Raw genomic sequence first — 17,664 nt, 5'->3', positions numbered from 1 at the left:
TTAAGTATTAAGGTGGTGTAAATTTTTAATGAAGGAATTGATAGAAATAGGTAAGTCCATATTGATAGCTGTTGTAGCAGCGTTTTTAATCATAACCTTTGTATTTGAAACTGTAAGTGTAGATGGACATTCTATGGATCCTACTTTAAACAATGGAGATAGGCTGATTGTAGAGAAAGTAAGTTATTACTTTAGAGCGCCTAAGCCCGGTGACATAGTGGTAATAAAATATCCTGCTGATCCTAAGGAAAAGTTTATTAAAAGAGTAGTAGGCGTTGGAGGGGATAGAGTAAAGATTGAAAATGGAAAGTTATACGTAAACGATGTTGTAAAAAATGAGCCCTATATATTGGAAGCTATGACGTCAAATTTTAATGAAGTTACAGTACCTGAAAATACAGTATTTGTAATGGGGGATAATAGAAACAACAGCAGGGACAGCAGATTTCCTGATGTGGGATTTGTAAGCTATAAAATGGTGGTCGGAAGAGCGGCATTTAGGATATATCCTTTTAATAGAATGGGAGGGTTAAGCACAGTTCAAAATTAGAAAGGAAGAAATTTTATATGACTATAAATTGGTTTCCCGGGCATATGGCCAAAACCAGAAAAGAAATAAAGGAAAATCTAAAATTAGTAGATGTGGTTATAGAGATGAGAGATGCCAGGATAATAAGATCCAGTAAAAACCCGGATATAGAGGATATATGTGGTTCTAAACCCAGGATGATACTGTTGAATAAAAGTGACTTGGCGGAGGAAAATATAACTAAATTGTGGGTGGAATATCTTTCTAAAGACAGTATAAGTGTATTGTCGGTAAACTGTAATACAGATAGAGGTTTGAAAAATATAAAAACTGAGGTAAATAAACTTTTAAAAGAGAAGCATAGTAGAATGAAGAAAAAGGGAATTTCTAAGATAATTGACAGGGCAATGGTAGTAGGTATACCCAATGTGGGAAAATCTTCTCTTATAAATAAATTAGCTAAAGGCAGGATAGCTAAAATTGGGGATAAACCTGGAGTTACTAAAAGTAAACAGTGGATTAAAACTAAATTGGGGATAGAGCTTATGGATACTCCGGGAATATTGTGGCCAAAACTTGAAAGTGAAGAAACTAGACTTAATTTGGCATTTACTGGGGCAATAAAAGATGAGATTATGGATATAGAAGAGCTGACATTGAATCTTGTAGAATTTTTGTGTAGGTATTATCCAGACAGGCTTAAAGCCAGGTATAAACTTGATAGATTAAGTGAAATGCCTTTGGAGAATGTTGAAAACATAGCTAGAAAAAGAGGAGCTATAGTTTCCGGTGGTAGAGTGGACTACAATAGAGTATCTGTTTTGATTTTGGATGAATTTAGGGGAGGAAAATTGGGGCCTATCTCTCTGGAAAGACCCTAGAAAATTCTGAAAGGTGTATATTAAATGAACATGGATAATTTTAATTGGAATAAACTAGAAGAATATAAATTTGAGGATATAAAGAGAAAAGTGAATTTTGTAAAGAAAAATTATTTCCATTTGAAAGAAGATATTATAGATAAAATACTGAGGGATTTAAAATCTGACAGCAGAAAAAATGTAAATGCTCTATCTGTAAGTTTCTATAATTTTGTTGTAAATAAAAAAAGAGAAATAAAAAGAATAAAAGAGATGTATTCCTTCGATAAAAAATTTGGCCGCTATATATATACTGCAGGAGCAGATGAAGTAGGAAGGGGACCGCTGGCAGGTCCTATAGCTGCTGCTGCAGTTATATTGAATTTGGATTGTAAAAATGATGAAGAACTTATTCTGGGAATAAAAGATTCAAAAAAACTTACTCCAAGACGGAGGAGTGAACTTTCAGAGGAAATAAGGCATAGGGCTTTAGGATATAATATTTCGGTTATAAATAATGTGGAAATAGATAAAAGGGGAATTTCCTGGTGCAATAATGAAGTATTAAAAAGAGCCGTAGAAGGGTTGAAATTGCCCGTAAATATGGTCTTGTCTGATGGATATTCCATAAAAAATTTATATAACAACAACGAATTTATAATAAAAGGTGATGCTAAAAGTGCAAGTATAGCAGCGGCTTCAATTATAGCCAAGGTTTACAGGGACAGCCTTATGAAAGAATATTCCCATATATATACTGAGTATGGATTTGAGCATAATTCAGGCTATGGGACTGAAGAACATATAAAAGCTATAAAAAAATATGGGATCTGCAAGATACACAGAAAAAGTTTTTTGAAAAATATAATGTGAATTATTAAAATTCGAATCAAAAAAAGTATATAACTTATATTTGAAAAGCATCTTTAATAAGCTTTACGGATGGAATGTTATTATAGGTGTTGAATATTATTTCTATGACATCAAATCTAAAATTAAATTTATATAATTTTTTTTTCATTATATATACAGTGGCTGTTTTATATATTTTAGCTTGTTTGGAATAATTTACGGCTTCACAGGGGCTTCCATATAACTTGCCATAACGGGATTTAACTTCTACAAAACAGAGATAATTTCCGTCTTTTCCTATAATATCAACTTCTCCTGTTTTACACCGAAAATTTCTTTCCAATATTGTGTATCCAATTTCTCTAAGGTAATTTTCAGCTACATCCTCACCCAGGGAACCTATATTCTTATTGAAAGAATGCATGGATTTTCCACCTTCTATTTTTAGAATTTTTTATTATTATAGCATTTATATCGAATACTTGCATTGTATATAGTATTTAAGCTCAAAAATTAATTTTATGTATAGGTTTTCCTATCTGTGTACATCTATTGAAATTGTTTTTAATTCGCTGATAAAATTTGGCATATATACATTTATGCAGATCAGTAAAAAAAATATAGAGAGTACACTTCCAATACTTATCATATCACTATTCTTCCTTCCTATTCCTGTGAGAATCAATACAATGCCCACTATAAGACCTAGTATAACTAAAAGAAAGTACATATAATATTCCCCCTAACAATGTTTAAAATTTATCCTAAATTATATATATTATACAATTATTGTAAATATAAATAAAGATATTTTTAACTAAAATAGAAATTAAAGTAAATATAATTAATTGACTTTACATGTAACCACCACCAGTAAACTTCCTGTAGCACAGTGCTTCAGTTAAGTGGGATTCGTTTATACATTCACTGTGATCTAAGTCTGCTATTGTCCTGGAAACTTTTAGAATTTTACTGTAAGCTCTAGTTGTCAATTTATATTTAGAATAAATTTTTGCAAGTATTTCTATAGATTTTTTATTGAGTTTACAGTATTTTTTAATTAAAGTGCTGTTCATTTCTGAATTATACTGTATTCCATGATTCATGAATCTTTTCTTCTGAATTTTTCTGGCGTCTTCCACTCGTTTTCTTATTGATTTAGAAGATTCGCTTTTTTTGGAATTCTGGATGTCTTTGAAGTTTAAAGAGGTTACGAAAGTAAATAGATCTATTCTATCCATAAAGGGACTTGATAGTTTTGATATATACCTCTTTCTCTCATAATCTGTACATGTACAATGTTTACCAGAAGCAAAGTTTCCACAAGGACATGGGTTGGTGGCCATTATGGTCATGAAGTTGCATGGGAAGGAGACTCTGCCAGAGCATCTGTTTATTGTTATTCTCTTTTCTTCTAAAGGCTGTCTTAAAACTTCCAGCACATTTTTTTTGAATTCAAGTACTTCATCCAAAAAAAGTACACCATTGTGCGCTAAAGATATCTCACCGGGCATTAAATTATTTCCACCTCCTATGAGAGCAGCTGCTGTGATGGTGTGATGGGGACTTCTAAAGGGTGGTTTGGTTATAAGACCTTCGTTTGTATTTAAATTTCCAGTAACGCTGTATATTTTAGTGACTTCTAGGGATTTTTCGTAATTCAAATTTGGAAGTATAGTTGGAACTCTCCTGGCCATCATAGTTTTACCAGAGCCAGGCGGGCCAGCCATGAGTACATTATGATTTCCAGCAGAAGCTACTTCCAGGGCTCTTTTGCAACTTTCCTGCCCAAATACATCTGAAAAGTCCAGAGTGGAATGTGGAATTTTAGATGACACTCTTTTATGCTTATAAGGAAGTAGATCCCTGTATTTTATAAAATATACTATTTGCTTTAAATTCTCAAATGCGTAACAATTTACTCCTTTTATAGAAGAGCATTCCTCTGCATTTTCAATAGGAACTATAAAATTTTTTATATTGTTTTTTATACCCTCTAATGTTATTGGGAGTACACCCCTTACTTTATTTAAATTGCCGGATAAGGACAATTCACCTAGTATTAAAAAATCTTCCCAATCATAAAAATTCATTTGCCCTGTGCATATAAGTATGCCAACGGCTATAGGAAGATCAAACAGAGAACCTGCTTTTTTCATATCTGCTGGAGCTAAATTTACTACTATTTTTTTTATAGGAAATTCAAATCCTGAATTTATTATTGAAGCTTTTACTCTTTCTTTAGATTCTTTTACAGAAGTGTCTGCCAGGCCAACTATGTTGAAGGAGGGAAGCCCTCTTTCAATGTCTACTTCTACTGAAACTATACTTCCATCTATGCCTAAAAAGGAAGATGTATTTAATTTGATAGCCATATTATTATCACCTCTGCTTAATTCTTGACAATAATATTTTGTTTTAAACTTTTAAAGATAAAACACTGTAAATTTTGAATAAAATAATGGGATTGTGAACATAATTTTTACATAATTATATTTATAGGATGTGAATTATTTATGAACATATATGATCTGTGGTTTGCTTCTGTTAAAGTATCGAATAAAATAAAAAATAATATATTAAAGAAATTTAAAGGTACAAAAAATATATACATACATAGTATTTATAATAATGATTCTATATTTTTAGATAGTGGTTATAGTAAAATATATGATGAATTAAAGAAGTCCTGGAATGAAGGCAGATTGAAAGATCTGATGGAGTATTCTTTAGAAGAAGGTATAGAAACGGTGAATTGTTGTGAAAAGAATTATCCTTATAAGTTAAAAAATTATGATGACTCTCCGGCAATTTTGTTTTATAAGGGAGATATTGATATTTTAAACAATTTGAGTATAGCAATAGTAGGAGCCAGAGATTGTAGTTTATATGGAAAAAATGCAGCTCTATTGATAGGTAGAGAGATTTCTGCAAATAATTTAAATATAATAAGCGGCATGGCAAGGGGAATTGACAGCTGTGCCCATAGAGCTGCAATTGAAAATGACGGGTATACCTGTGCTGTACTTGGTTCAGGAATAGATGTGGTATATCCTAGAGAGAACAGGGGATTATATGAGGATATTTTAAAAAAAGGATGTGTGATATCTGAATTTATTCCCAAGACAAAACCTTATCCTTACAATTTTCCGATGAGGAATAGAATTATAAGTGGTCTAAGTGATGTGGTAATTGTAATTGAAGCTGGGGATAAGAGCGGGGCCTTAATAACTGCCGGTTGTGCTTTGGAACAGGGGAAAGATGTTATGGCTGTACCTGGTTCTATATTTTCCCCTAAAAGTAAGGGCGCAAATAATCTTATAAGAGAAGGAGCCTATGTATTTACCTGTATGGAGGATTTGTTTCAAATGCTGCCTGTAGAGTATACGAAGGAGAAATGCGTAAAAGACCATAGGTTAAATGCTGAAGAGGAAAAAATATGTAAAATTATTGGTCATATTCCCATACATATAGATGAAATATGCAGGGTAACTGATATTGACATAAAACGATTATATGAGTTATTATTTGAATTGCAATTAAAAGGTGAAATAATATGTCTTCAGGGAAATTATTATGCAAAAATTGAAGACAATCAAGATATTATCAAGTGATAGTTAGGTTCAGGTGGGGTTTACACAAGGAATACTTTTATCTATCTGAACTTTACAGGAACTTATCCAAATGCGCAGCAGTGCTTATGTCCATAATTACAAAGAAGGAGTATTAGCAAGCGTTTGGGTAAAATAAGGTATGGTTAAATAAGGGGGTGTAGACTCTGAATTAAGATATTCAGAGTGCGATATGGGACAAAAATTGGTTATAGTTGAATCACCAGCTAAGGCTAAGACTATAGGAAAGTATTTAGGAAAAAATTATGTGGTTAAAGCTTCTATGGGTCATGTTAAGGATCTTCCCAAGAGCCAATTGGGAGTTGATATAGATAATGAATACAATCCTAAGTATATAACGATAAGGGGAAAAGGGGAGCTTTTAGATAAGCTTAAAAGAGAGGCAAAAAAAAGTGAAAAAATATATTTGGCGACAGACCCGGATAGAGAGGGAGAGGCAATCTCCTGGCATTTATCTCATGTGCTTAAATTAAATGAAAGTGAAAAATGTAGAATAGAGTTTCATGAGATCACCAAAAATGCTATAAAAAGTTCAATAAAATCTCCGAGGACTATAAATATAAATTTAGTTAATGCTCAGCAGGCCAGAAGAGTGTTAGATAGATTGGTTGGATATAAAATAAGTCCGATACTTTGGAAAAAAATTAAATGGGGATTGAGTGCAGGAAGGGTCCAGTCTGTAGCACTTAAAATGATATGTGAGAGAGAAAAAAGCATAATAGACTTTAAACCTCAGGAGTATTGGACTATAGAGTGTGAACTTCATAAAAAAACCTCAGTTAAGTGTTTTAATGTGAAATTAACTACCTTTGATAAAAAGAAAATTGAGATTAAAACAAAAGAGGAGACGGATAAAATTATAAAGGATCTAGAGAAAGGACAGTTTATTGTAAATTCAATAAAAACTACATGTAAGAATAAGATGCCCTTACCTCCTTTTACTACTAGTACATTACAGCAGGATGCTTATAAGAAATTAAACTTTTCAACTAAGAGAACTATGGCTGTAGCCCAACAGTTATATGAGGGTGTGGATATAAAGGGTTATGGAACTGTAGGCCTTATAACCTATATGAGGACAGATTCGGTAAGAATTTCTAGGGAAGCTCAAGAGATTTGCAGAGATTATGTGATAGATAAATTTGGGAAAGAATATATAGAGGAAAAACCTAGAAATTTCAAAAGCAAGAAAAAAAACATACAAGATGCCCATGAGGCAATAAGGCCTACCTACATGGAAATAGAGCCTGATAGGGCTAAAGAGAATTTAAAACCGGAACAGTATAAGCTCTATAAATTGATATGGAATAGATTTCTGGCAAGTCAAATGGCTTCTTCAAAAATTGATGTTACTTCTATAAATATAGTAAATAGTAGATATGGACTTAAAGTAAGCGGATCCAGTGTTAAATTTGATGGGTTTATGAAAGTCTATGAATATGCAACTGAAGATGAAAGGGCAAATAGAGCACTGCCGAAACTTGAAAAGGGAGAACTGCTTTTTAAGAAATCTATAGAGGGCAAACAGCATTTTACACAGCCTCCAGCTAGATTTTCAGAAGCTTCTCTTGTAAAGACGCTTGAGGAAAACGGAATAGGAAGGCCCAGTACCTATGCACCGATTCTGTCTACGCTTTTGGATAGAAAATATATACAGAGGGAAAAGAAAACACTAATTCCTACTGAATTAGGGAATATAGTAAATAATATATTAAGTGAATATTTTAAACAAATAGTGGATGTGGAATTTACTGCTGAAATGGAATCCAAGCTGGATTCTGTTGAAGAGGGAAAAGATAATTGGAGAAAGGTAGTTGATGAGTTCTATAAACCGTTGAAAAAATCTATTGAGGTAGCAGAAAAAGAGGTCTCTAAAATTACAATAGAAGATAAGGTAACGGATATAAAATGCGATAAGTGTGGAAGAAATATGGTGATAAAGCATGGAAGATTTGGAGATTTTTTAGCGTGTCCGGGCTATCCTGAGTGTAAAAATACAAAGCCAATAGTTGAGGAATTAGATGTTGAGTGTCCTAAATGCGGAGGAAAGATTTTAGTTAAAAGAAGCAGGAAGGGCAGAAAATTTTATGGATGCAGCAATTACCCCAAGTGTGATTTTGTAAGTTGGGCTGAACCTGTAAAGGAAAAGTGTCCTGTATGCGGAAGTTATATGGTAAAAAAGTACAGTAAAGTTAAAGGAAATTATTTGGAATGCTCTAATTCAGAATGTAAATACAGACAATATAATGTTGAGGAAGGTAAAGAGGAAGGCAAAGAAATAAAAAAAGTGGATAGGGTTTAAAGCAGTTAAGTGGTTTAAGATATGATATAGTTTAATTATATTAGAAGATATGGTTGAATTATAATAATTGTTATGTTATCATAATTAATGTGTAAAGAATAATTCTAAATATTTTAAAAAATCTAAAACATTTAGAATTATGTAGTCTAAAGCTCTAGATAAAGATCTTTTTCACGATAATATAAAAAATATGACAAAATTGGAATTACAGTATTTATATAGATAAAATAAAACTAGTAGATACAAGGAGGATTATAAATGACATCACTATTAAACAAAACAAGAAAATTGAATAAGATACTACAAAAATCAGGAACAGAACCAGTAGTTTTTGACGACATATGTAAATTATTAAGTGAAGTTTTAGGCTGTAATGTTTACATTATAAGTAGAAAAGGAAAAATATTGGGATATAATTTCCCAGATGGTTTTGAGTGTGATACTGTTAAGGAAAAGGTAATAAGCGAAATGAGATTCCCTGAGCATTATAACAATAAGTTGTTAAATGCCCGCGAAACTCTTCCTAATTTGTCCAATCATGGGATCTGTGTTTTTGAAGATGGAAGCCCTTGTAATCTGGACAATAAGATCACCACTATAGTTCCTATAATTGGAAACAGAGAAAGACTTGGGACTTTGCTGCTGGCAAGTTTTGGGGAGAAATTTATAGATGAAGATCTCGTATTGGCGGAGTACAGTGCTACTATAATAGGGCTTGAGATATTAAGGGCCAAAAATGATGAGATAGAAGAAGAAGCCAGAAAAAAAGCTGTGGTTCAATTGGCAATTGGAACTCTGTCTTATTCTGAATTGGAAGCAGTGGAACATATATTCAGTGAATTGGATGGAAATGAGGGATTACTGGTAGCTTCAAAAATAGCAGATAAGGTGGGAATAACCAGATCTGTAATTGTAAATGCACTTAGAAAATTTGAAAGTGCAGGGGTTATAGAATCAAGATCTCTTGGTATGAAGGGAACCCACATCAAGATATTGAATGAAAAATTATTAGATGAATTGAAAAAAATAAAGTGATATGAATTAAAAAAATAATTTTTTTTATTGAATAGACATAGTCATTATGATATACTACAAAAGGTAGTAAAATACACACATTGTCTAATTCATAATAAGGTGCCTTTGGTCATTTATGAATATGAGGATAATGGAGGTAAAACCTAGGAGGGAAAAATAAATGTCAGTTATTTCTATGAAACAATTATTAGAAGCAGGTGTTCATTTTGGACATCAGACGAGAAGATGGAACCCTAAAATGGCTCCTTATATTTTTACAGAGAGAAACGGGATCTATATAATAGATCTACAGAAGACGGTGAAAAAAATTGAAGAGGCCTATGATTTCATAAAGAAAATTGCAGAAGAGGGAAAGGATATATTGTTTATTGGTACGAAAAAGCAGGCTCAGGAAGCCATTCAGGAAGAAGCAAAGAGAAGCAATATGTATTATGTGAATAATAGGTGGCTTGGTGGTATGCTTACTAATTTTGTCACTATAAAAACTAGAATAGGCAAATTAGAGGAACTGGAAAAAATGGAGGAGGACGGTACATTTGAGGTTCTCCCTAAAAAAGAAGTTATAAAATTGAAAAATAAGAAGGAGAAATTGGAGAAAAATTTGGGCGGAATTAAGAATATGGATGCCAAAAATGTAGGAGCATTATTTGTTGTTGATCCAAGAAAAGAGAGGAATGCTATATCAGAAGCTAAAATTTTGGGAATCCCTGTAGTAGCTATAGTTGATACAAATTGTGATCCTGATGAAGTGGATTATGTTATACCAGGAAATGATGATGCTATAAGAGCTGTTAAATTGATTACTTCTAAAGTAGCAGATGCTGTAATGGAAGGCAGACAGGGAGAGCAGTTAGCTGAAGAATAGTTTATATAATGGAATACAAGAGGATCAAATACAAAAATGTGAGAGGAGTTGAAAAAAGCCGCTATATGGCAAGTAATGAACATTGTAAGTCGGCCACATATTTTATGTTTTTAAATAGCGGAATATATTTATGATAACTGCACAAATGGTAAAAGAACTCAGAGAGAGAACTGGAGCAGGAATGATGAACTGCAAAAAAGCTTTGAAGGAAGCCAATGGTGATACTGAAAAGGCTATTGAAATATTGAGAGAAAAAGGGTTAGCTGCTGCAGCTAAAAAATCTGGTAGAATAGCTTCGGAGGGGTTGGTTAAAACCTATGTTTCAGAAGATGGAAAAACGGCATCAATAGTAGAGGTAAATTGTGAAACCGACTTTGTAGCAGTGAATTCGGATTTTGTAAGTTTTGTGGACAATTTAGCAAAACAGATAATCAGTTCTAATTCTTCTACCGTAGAAGAATTACTTAAGGAAAAATATATATTAGATGACAGTAAAACTGTGGGGGAAACATTAATAGCTCTGATTGCAAAATTAGGAGAAAATATGGCGGTAAGGCGATTTAAAAAGTTTTCTGTTTCCAAGGGATTAATTGAAAGCTACATTCACGGCGGGGGCAGAATAGGAGTCCTGGTGAAACTGGAGTGTGATAATCAAGACCATATTTTAAAAGAAGTTGCAAAGAATGTGGCTATGCAGATAGCTGCTACAAATCCATTGTTTTTAGATAAAAATTCAGTAGATGACAATACTCTAAATAAAGAAAAAGACATATACAGAGTTCAGGCATTAAATGAGGGGAAACCTGAAAAAATTGTAGATAAAATAATTATGGGAAAAATTCAAAAATATTATAAAGAAAACTGTCTGATTGAACAGATATGGGTTAAAGATTCCGATTTTACTATTGATAAATATATTAAGAATAAATCGAAAGAAATTGGTGCACCGATAAAAGTGTCTGATTTTGTTAGATTTGAAAAGGGCGAAGGAATAGAGAAGAAAGAAGAAGATTTTGCCGAGGAAGTTCGTAAGCAGATAGAGAGTAAATAGTAACTGAAAAGAGAACACTGGGTGTTCTCTTTTTTTAAGATGTGAAAAAACTGTAAATTTTAAGTTTCACTTTATGATAATTTGGAGGTATAATATATATGAGTTTAGCTAAATACAAGAGAATAATGCTTAAACTTTCAGGAGAAGCTCTCGCTGGGAAAAAGGGCTATGGAATAGATTTTGGTGTGACGAAAAATATAGCTATTGAGATAAGAGAGCTTATATCCATGGGGGTATCAGTGGGAATTGTAGTTGGTGGTGGAAATATATGGAGAGGCAGAAGCGGAATAGGGATGGACAGGACAACAGCTGATTATATGGGAATGCTTGCTACGTGTATAAATGCACTGGCACTTCAGGATTCACTTGAAAATTTAGGAGTGACTACGAGAGTACAGACAGCTATAGAGATGAGAGAAGTGGCTGAGCCTTTTATAAGAAGAAGGGCAATGAGACATTTGGAAAAAAATAGGGTTGTTATATTTGCAGCAGGTACTGGAAATCCTTATTTTTCAACAGATACTACAGCATCGCTTAGAGCAGCGGAAATAGAAGCAGATGTTATACTCCTTGCAAAAAAAGTAGACGGTGTATATGATAAGGATCCACATAAATACAGTGACGCAAAAAAATTTGACAAATTAACTTATATTGAAGTACTTGAGAGAGGACTTCAGGTGATGGATTCTACAGCTACATCCCTTTGTATGGACAACAATATACCTATTTTAGTATTTGGCCTGGATGATCCGGAAAATATAAGAAAAATTGTGGCTGGAGAAAAAATTGGTACTATTGTTTGCAAAGAATAAAAGAGGAGGTATTTTATATGATTAAGGATACTTTGAAAAGTGCAGACGAGAAAATGGGGAAAACTATAGAATCTTTAAAAAGGGAACTAGCTTCAATGAAAGCTGGGAGAGCTAATCCTGCCATACTGGATAGAATAGAGGCAGAATATTATGGGACAATGACTCCTATAAATCAAATGGGGAACATATCTATTCCAGAGGCCAGAATGCTTGTAATACAGCCGTGGGATAAAAATGCATTAAAAGCTATAGAAAAGGCAATATTAAAATCGGACCTGGGTATAAATCCATCTAATGATGGGGAAGTTATAAGGCTTATAATACCTGAGCTGACAGAAGAAACCAGGAAGGATCTGGTTAAGAAGATAAAAAAACTAGGGGAAAATGCTAAAGTGAGTATAAGAGCAATAAGAAGAGATGGTAATGATAAGTTGAAGGCACTTAAAAAAGAAAATGATATTTCGGAGGATGAAATAAAAAAAGCTGAAGTGGAAATCCAAAAGAAAACTGACAGTTTTATAAAAGGTATAGATGGTATAGTTGAAGAGAAAGAAAAAGAAGTTATGTCGTTATAATAATTTTTAAAAACCTGCCTATAGCAGGTTTTTTATGAAAACTAAAATTAGTAATAGTAATGAATGGAGACATACTTATGTTAAGATTTTTTAATGATGGTAGAGAAAAAAAATATAAAAACGAAGATATATCTATTGATTTAAATAATATTCCAAAACATATAGCTATCATTATGGATGGAAACGGAAGGTGGGCCAAGGAACGAAATCTTCCGAGAGTAATAGGACATAAAGCAGGAGTGGAAACTATAAGAGAGATTGTAAAGGAGTGCAGTATTTTAAAAGTAAAATATCTTACATTGTATGCTTTTTCCACTGAAAATTGGAAAAGACCTAAAGATGAGGTAAGTGCACTTATGAATATCCTAGCAGAGTATTTAAAAAAGGAATTTAAGGAATTAGACGATAATAACGTGATAATAAATTATATAGGAGATATATCCAGATTGCCGAATATATGTCAGAAGGAACTTGTTGCATGTCATAAAAATACTGAGGACAATACTGGGTTGACCTTGAACTTGGCATTGAATTACGGTGGAAGGGATGAAATAACTAGGGCCTTTAAATTGATCTATGAAGATATAAAGTCCAAAAAAATAAATGAAGAGGACATAAATGAGAATATGATAGCAAATTATATGTATACTAAGGGTATGCCTGATCCTGATCTCATAATAAGACCCAGTGGAGAACAGCGCTTGAGTAATTTCCTCCTGTGGCAGTGTGCCTATTCGGAATTTTGGTATTCCAATATAAAGTGGCCGGATTTTAGGAAGGAACACCTTTATAAGGCTATTTTTGATTATCAAAATAGAGACAGAAGATTTGGTGGAGTGAAGTGATTTTCATCAGATGATGAAAATTTTTAACACAGCCCAAAATCAACATTGATTGTGAATTGTATATGGAGGTGGATAAGTGAATAATAGATATTTAGGAGCAGTTACACTCATACCCTTTATTCTGATTTTATTTTTAGGTGGAATTTATTTAAAATATGGAATTATGATCATTTCACTTATGGGAATGTATGAGTTTTACAAGGTGATAAAGGGAAGAGGCATAAATGCCATAAATATAATAGGATATTTACTCTGTATAGCGTATTATGTTACTTTAGGTACTGAGGCAAACTATAAATTTGTGTTTTTTACCATAATTGTTTCAATGTTTATGTTATTGTGTATTCCTGTTTTAGATACGGAGTATAATTTTATAGATGTAGCCTGTACTGTATTTGGATTTTTATATGTATCGTTGTTTTTTAGCTCTATGGTTTTGGTTGACAATATGTCTTACGGAAGATATTTTGTATGGATTATCGTTATATCTGCCTGGGGATGTGATACGGCTGCTTATTATACAGGCAGATTTTTAGGCAAGAGGAAACTTTGTCCCAAGGTAAGCCCCAAGAAAACTGTAGAGGGATCTATTGGAGGAATATTGGGAAGTGTGATTATATGCACTCTGTTTGGATTATTTGCCCTTAAAAGGGGTGTGCCAATGACATTACATAATTATGTTGCAATGGGAATTTTATGCGGTTTTTTTTGCCAGTTTGGCGATTTAACTGCCTCTTCGATAAAGAGATATGTAAAAGTGAAGGACTACAGCAATTTAATACCCGGGCATGGAGGCATTTTGGACAGATTTGATAGCATACTTTTTTCAGGAGTAATAGTATTATATTATTTAATGTTTATAGCTTTTATTTAAGAGGGGAAGTATATTTTATGTACTTCTCTATTATTTATTTTATAAGATAAATATGGTATAGTTAAACATGTTAAAATCTTGTTCAACTTATGGTTGTGATTTGATAAGGAGTTGTTATTTATGAAAAAAATTTCAATACTTGGGACTACGGGTTCTATAGGAACTCAAACCCTGGATGTATTGAGAAAAGATAGAGAAAATTTTAAGCTTATAGGGATCTCGGCAAATAGCAATGTGGAAAAGCTTTTGAAAATAGTGGAGGAGTTTAAGCCATTATATGCGGTGGTAACTCAAAAGGAAGCTTATTTAAAATTTAAAGAATATTTTAGGAATAAAAATGCGAATTTAGAAATATTATTTGGTACAGAAGGATTGAATACCATAGCAAGCTTGCCGGAAATTGATATGGTGGTGACTTCAGTGATGGGAATGTCAGGACTGGTTCCAACTATAAGAGCCATTGAAGCGGGAAAAGATATAGCATTGGCGAACAAAGAGACTCTAGTTGTAGGTGGGGAACTGGTTAAAAAGCTAGTGAAGAAAAATAATGTGAATCTGATTCCTGTGGATTCAGAACACAGTGCTATTTTCCAGTGCCTTCAAGGAAATGAAGACAGTGATATAGAAAAAATACTCATAACTGCTTCTGGCGGACCTTTTAGAGGGAAAAACAGAAAAGAGCTTTTGAATGTTACTGTTCAGCAGGCATTAAGACATCCAAAATGGCATATGGGAAAGAAAATCACTGTAGATTCTGCCACACTTATGAACAAGGGATTGGAAGTCATAGAAGCACACTGGCTTTTTGATTTACCTTATGAGAAAATAAAGGTAGTAGTTCACCCTGAAAGTATTGTCCATTCCATGGTAGAATATAAAGACGGAAGTGTTATAGCACAGCTTGCCAGTACAGATATGAGACTCCCTATCCAATATGCCTTATATTATCCTAAAAGAGGTGAACTTGTAGTGGATAGGTTAAACTTCTATAATTTAAAAAATTTGACTTTTGAAAAACCTGATATAGATACTTTTAAACCATTGAAATTGGCTTATGAAGCTGGGAAAATTGGTGGAACAATGCCAGCTATATTGAACTGTGCAAATGAAGAAGCTGTAGAACTTTTCCTTTTAAATAAAATTAAATTTTTAGATATAGGCTACATAGTGGAAATGTGTATGAATAAATTTCCTCCTAAAAATAATTTTCAATTGGAGGATTTACTTCATATAGAAATAAAAGTTAAAGAATATGTAAAAACTAAGTTTGGTAGATAAGAAATATGATTAGGAGGAATAAATTTGTATATAATAGCAGCCATAATTGCCTTTGGGGTATTGATTATAATTCATGAATTGGGACACTTTATAATGGCAAAACTAAATGGAGTAAAAGTTGAAGAGTTTTCCATAGGTATGGGTCCCAGGGTTTTTGGAATAAAGGGAGGAGAAACAGAATATTTAATAAAGCTGCTTCCTATTGGCGGTTACGTAAAAATGCTTGGAGATGAAGGTAAAAGTGATGATCCAAAGGCTTTTAACAATAAGAGTCCCATTAGGAAACTCAGTGTTGTAATAGCTGGGCCCATAATGAATTTCATACTGGGGATTGTTTTGTTTGCAATTATAGCTTCTGCCAGGGGATATGTATCCCCGGTGGTAAAGAGCACAATATCGAATGAACCGGCAGCTATGGCGGGTATTAAAGCTGGTGACAGGATAACCAGAGTAAATAATTCTAAAATTTCAACTTTTGAAGATTTTGTAACTCAAGTGTATACTGCAGGTGGAAATCCCATTAAGGTAACTTATGAGAGAAAGGGAGTCCCAAATCAGGTTATGTTAACTCCGGTCAAGGATAAAAAGGAAAACAGGTATATGATTGGGATTGAGGGAACATTGGTAACCAGCCCTAATATTGGGCAATCCATATCCTATGGATTTATAGAAACTAAATCACTGATAAAGCAGACATTTACTTTTTTTAAGATTCTATTTAGAGGCAAGGCATCAATGAATGATGTGGGCGGCCCCGTAACTATAATAAAGATATCTGGGGCAGCGGCAAAAGCTGGTATACTGAGTTTGCTTGCTTTCTCAGCTTATATAAGTATACAACTGGCTATATTTAATATAATACCATTTCCAGCACTGGATGGGGGATATATATTCTTGTTTTTATTTGAAATAATAACGGGAAGGAAAGTAGATGACAATAAGGTTGGAATGATAAATTATGTGGGATTTGCCATACTGATGGCGCTTATGGTTCTTGTGACAGTAAAAGATATACTTTACCCTGTACAATTTTAGAAAATCGATCTGCCATCTGGGGGTGAAATAATGAAAAGACTGAAAACTAGAAGAATAAAAGTTGGAAGTATATTTATAGGTGATGATTTTCCTGTGGCTGTGCAGTCAATGACTAATACGGACACGAGAGATGTAGAAGCTACCGTAGCTCAGATAAGTGAATTGAAGGGGAATGGATGTGACATAGTAAGATGTGCCGTTCCTGATGAAGAAGCTAGTAACGCACTTAAAAGGATAGTGGAAATGGTGGATGTACCCGTTGTAGCTGATATACATTTTGATTACAGATTGGCTCTTGATTCTATAGAAAATGGGGTTTCAGCTCTTAGGATAAATCCCGGGAATATTGGTGATATATATAGAGTGAAAGAAGTGGCCAAAGAGGCTAAAAAGATGAAAATTCCCATTAGAATAGGAGTAAACTCTGGATCCTTAAAAAAAGACATATTGGATAAGTATGGGAAGGTATGTGCAGAAGCCCTTGTGGAGAGTGCATTGGAACATGTGAGAATACTGGAAAACGTGGGATTTTACGATATAGTCATATCCATAAAATCCTCTAATGTAGCTCAAATGGTGGAAAGTTATAGAAAAATATCTAAAATTGTAAATTATCCACTGCATTTAGGAGTAACTGAGGCAGGCACTGTCTGGAGGGGCACTATAAAATCAGCTGCTGGGATAGGGACTCTTTTGATGGAGGGTATAGGAGACACCATAAGGGTGTCTCTTACTGGAGATCCGGTAGAGGAAGTGAGAGTAGGGAAGGAAATATTAAAGTCCTGCGGCCTTTTAAAAGAAGGGATTGAATTCATATCATGTCCTACCTGTGGTAGAACAGAGATCAATTTAATCGAAATAGCTAAAGAAGTAGAAAATAGGCTTTCAAATGTGCGTAAAAATATAAAAGTAGCTGTTATGGGATGCGTGGTAAATGGCCCGGGAGAAGCAAGGGAGGCAGACATAGGCATAGCTGGCGGAAAAGGAGAGGGACTCATATTTAAAAAGGGAAGTATAGTTAAAAAAGTAAAAGAGAAGGATTTGGTAGATGCCCTTATAGAGGAAGTAGAAAAACTCTGATTATGTGCTTTATATTTGTATTATGAATTGTGAATTGTG

General features: G+C 33.4%; 18 protein-coding genes. 15 read left to right on the top strand and 3 right to left on the bottom strand.

Translation table 11 applies throughout. The features are described from left to right. The first annotated feature begins 28 nt into the window (after window positions 1-28). Genes lepB through ACFHWD_RS07395 form a run of 3 tightly spaced genes read left to right on the top strand, consistent with a single transcriptional unit; the run spans window position 29 to window position 2,262 of the window. Window positions 29-550: a signal peptidase I gene (gene lepB / locus ACFHWD_RS07405; RefSeq protein WP_150355898.1), complete on the top strand. Its 522-nt coding sequence runs from the start codon at window positions 29-31 to the stop codon at window positions 548-550. Window positions 551-567: 17 nt separating this feature from the next. After that, window positions 568-1,410 carry a ribosome biogenesis GTPase YlqF gene (gene ylqF, locus ACFHWD_RS07400; RefSeq protein WP_150355899.1) on the top strand — a complete coding sequence of 281 codons (843 nt, stop codon included), beginning with the start codon at window positions 568-570 and terminating at the stop codon, window positions 1,408-1,410. A 24-nt stretch (window positions 1,411-1,434) separates the two neighbouring features. After that, window positions 1,435-2,262, top strand: a complete 828-nt coding sequence (locus tag ACFHWD_RS07395; protein WP_378061227.1) for a ribonuclease HII — start codon at window positions 1,435-1,437, stop codon at window positions 2,260-2,262. Between the two features lie 34 nt (window positions 2,263-2,296). Here the strand turns inward: ACFHWD_RS07395 and ACFHWD_RS07390 are convergent, their stop codons facing one another. The 3 genes from ACFHWD_RS07390 to ACFHWD_RS07380 all read right to left on the bottom strand — a co-directional run bounded on the left by ACFHWD_RS07390 (window position 2,297) and on the right by ACFHWD_RS07380 (window position 4,616). Next, window positions 2,297-2,665 (bottom strand): YraN family protein, encoded by a 369-nt coding sequence (locus ACFHWD_RS07390; RefSeq protein WP_150355901.1) that lies wholly within the window; start codon window positions 2,663-2,665, stop codon window positions 2,297-2,299. Between the two features lie 111 nt (window positions 2,666-2,776). After that, complete coding sequence (locus tag ACFHWD_RS07385; RefSeq protein ID WP_150355902.1) at window positions 2,777-2,971, bottom strand: hypothetical protein; 195 nt, start codon at window positions 2,969-2,971, stop codon at window positions 2,777-2,779. A 124-nt stretch (window positions 2,972-3,095) separates the two neighbouring features. Next, window positions 3,096-4,616: a YifB family Mg chelatase-like AAA ATPase gene (locus ACFHWD_RS07380; protein WP_150355903.1), complete on the bottom strand. Its 1,521-nt coding sequence runs from the start codon at window positions 4,614-4,616 to the stop codon at window positions 3,096-3,098. 141 nt (window positions 4,617-4,757) lie between these two features. Between ACFHWD_RS07380 and dprA the strand changes: the two genes are divergently transcribed. From dprA to ispG, 12 genes are all read left to right on the top strand, one after another. After that, window positions 4,758-5,855, top strand: coding sequence for a DNA-processing protein DprA (gene dprA, locus ACFHWD_RS07375; protein ID WP_179977236.1), 1,098 nt, complete (start codon window positions 4,758-4,760; stop codon window positions 5,853-5,855). Window positions 5,856-6,045: 190 nt separating this feature from the next. After that, window positions 6,046-8,175 carry a type I DNA topoisomerase gene (gene topA / locus ACFHWD_RS07370; protein ID WP_150356456.1) on the top strand — a complete coding sequence of 710 codons (2,130 nt, stop codon included), beginning with the start codon at window positions 6,046-6,048 and terminating at the stop codon, window positions 8,173-8,175. 258 nt (window positions 8,176-8,433) lie between these two features. After that, on the top strand, window positions 8,434-9,210 hold the full coding sequence (gene codY, locus ACFHWD_RS07365; protein WP_150356455.1) for a GTP-sensing pleiotropic transcriptional regulator CodY: 777 nt from the start codon (window positions 8,434-8,436) through the stop codon (window positions 9,208-9,210). 160 nt (window positions 9,211-9,370) lie between these two features. Then, window positions 9,371-10,075, top strand: a complete 705-nt coding sequence (gene rpsB, locus ACFHWD_RS07360; protein ID WP_150356454.1) for a 30S ribosomal protein S2 — start codon at window positions 9,371-9,373, stop codon at window positions 10,073-10,075. 130 nt (window positions 10,076-10,205) lie between these two features. Further along, window positions 10,206-11,126, top strand: coding sequence for a translation elongation factor Ts (gene tsf / locus ACFHWD_RS07355; protein WP_150356453.1), 921 nt, complete (start codon window positions 10,206-10,208; stop codon window positions 11,124-11,126). 98 nt (window positions 11,127-11,224) lie between these two features. Continuing rightward, complete coding sequence (pyrH, locus tag ACFHWD_RS07350) at window positions 11,225-11,938, top strand: UMP kinase (protein WP_150356452.1); 714 nt, start codon at window positions 11,225-11,227, stop codon at window positions 11,936-11,938. Between the two features lie 17 nt (window positions 11,939-11,955). After that, the gene (gene frr / locus ACFHWD_RS07345; RefSeq protein WP_150356451.1) at window positions 11,956-12,513 is read left to right on the top strand and encodes a ribosome recycling factor; all 558 of its coding nucleotides are present in this window, start codon (window positions 11,956-11,958) and stop codon (window positions 12,511-12,513) included. Window positions 12,514-12,590: 77 nt separating this feature from the next. Next, window positions 12,591-13,358: an isoprenyl transferase gene (locus ACFHWD_RS07340; protein WP_150356450.1), complete on the top strand. Its 768-nt coding sequence runs from the start codon at window positions 12,591-12,593 to the stop codon at window positions 13,356-13,358. Window positions 13,359-13,434: 76 nt separating this feature from the next. Then, entirely contained in the window at window positions 13,435-14,232 is a 798-nt protein-coding gene (locus tag ACFHWD_RS07335; RefSeq protein WP_150356449.1) for a phosphatidate cytidylyltransferase, read from the top strand. 120 nt (window positions 14,233-14,352) lie between these two features. After that, complete coding sequence (locus tag ACFHWD_RS07330) at window positions 14,353-15,510, top strand: 1-deoxy-D-xylulose-5-phosphate reductoisomerase (protein ID WP_150356448.1); 1,158 nt, start codon at window positions 14,353-14,355, stop codon at window positions 15,508-15,510. A 24-nt stretch (window positions 15,511-15,534) separates the two neighbouring features. Next, on the top strand, window positions 15,535-16,545 hold the full coding sequence (gene rseP, locus ACFHWD_RS07325) for an RIP metalloprotease RseP (RefSeq protein WP_150356447.1): 1,011 nt from the start codon (window positions 15,535-15,537) through the stop codon (window positions 16,543-16,545). 30 nt (window positions 16,546-16,575) lie between these two features. After that, entirely contained in the window at window positions 16,576-17,625 is a 1,050-nt protein-coding gene (gene ispG / locus ACFHWD_RS07320) for a flavodoxin-dependent (E)-4-hydroxy-3-methylbut-2-enyl-diphosphate synthase (protein WP_150356446.1), read from the top strand. Window positions 17,626-17,664 lie beyond the last annotated feature (39 nt).

The sequence above is a fragment of the Clostridium sp. MT-14 genome (genome assembly GCF_042436595.1).
Taxonomy (GTDB): Bacteria; Bacillota; Clostridia; order Clostridiales; family Clostridiaceae; genus Clostridium_B; species Clostridium_B aromativorans.
Note: the sequence above shows the minus strand (reverse complement) of the source record. Positions and strands in the feature narration are given on the sequence as shown.